This is a genomic window from Mesorhizobium sp. M7A.F.Ca.US.014.04.1.1 (genome assembly GCF_003998745.1).
In the GTDB taxonomy this organism is placed as follows: Bacteria; Pseudomonadota; Alphaproteobacteria; order Rhizobiales; family Rhizobiaceae; genus Mesorhizobium; species Mesorhizobium ciceri.
Genome location: NZ_RZRW01001269.1, coordinates 1 through 712, shown reverse-complemented (window position 1 = coordinate 712; position 712 = coordinate 1). Strand labels below are relative to the sequence as shown.

Here is a 712-nt window from a genome sequence, read left to right as displayed (position 1 = left end):
CTTTGAAGGCGCGTCGACTTGCCGGCACCGAGCGGGCTGTCGGAGTCGTTTATGAACAATCCGCTGCTCGACGTGTCGGTGACGAAATATCCATCTCGCCCGCCAGAGATCTTGCAATGTGCCCTTGAAACGAACATGTCGGGATCGTTGATCTGCCAACCCGCGTCCGCGCTGCGGCCGATCACCAGCTCACCCTCGTCAAGCCGGGCCTGCCGCACCGCCTGGGTGCGTGGCCCTTGCTCCAGTGTCAGCAGCAGGCTCATGCCGCGACCCCCGTCATTTCCGGCCGCCATCCGACGATTGTCCGCAGCCGCATGTCGTCAGCATCGCCCCTTTCGATGGGTCGCGCAAGCCAGGCGGTCTGCCCGAGCCGAACCGCTCCGATTTGGGGCGGCGGTACGGCTTCACGCGCAAGCACGATGCGCAGATCGACGTCGAGCGACTCCCCGACCATGTCGCGAACGGCCTGCTTGAACAGCTTGAGCCGCTCCCCGCCAGGCAGGAACGCCTTGAACTCCTCATACCCCAGCGGGCCGACACGCAGTTCGATCCTGCTTTGGCGGCTGAAAACGCGTGGGCCGATCGTCGCGCCCTTGCCGAGCCCTGCAAAGGCCTTTGCAAGACGGGTCTGGAGACCGGTTGGTACTGTTATCCAGGCGGAGATGAACTCCTTGATCTGTACCGCGGCCTTGAACGCTTCCGCCAGGAACAG

The 712-nt window shown here is 63.9% G+C and carries 2 protein-coding genes; both read right to left on the bottom strand.

The genetic code is table 11. The features are described 5' to 3' along the window. Positions 1 to 263, bottom strand: a 263-nt coding sequence (locus tag EOA22_RS36015; RefSeq protein WP_127390729.1) for an FHA domain-containing protein, incomplete at its 3' end; no start/stop codon positions are given. Then, positions 260 to 712 (bottom strand): type VI secretion system baseplate subunit TssG (locus EOA22_RS36010; RefSeq protein WP_164756304.1); only part of this gene is annotated, 453 nt, incomplete at its 5' end. The genes EOA22_RS36015 and EOA22_RS36010, both read right to left, overlap by 4 nt.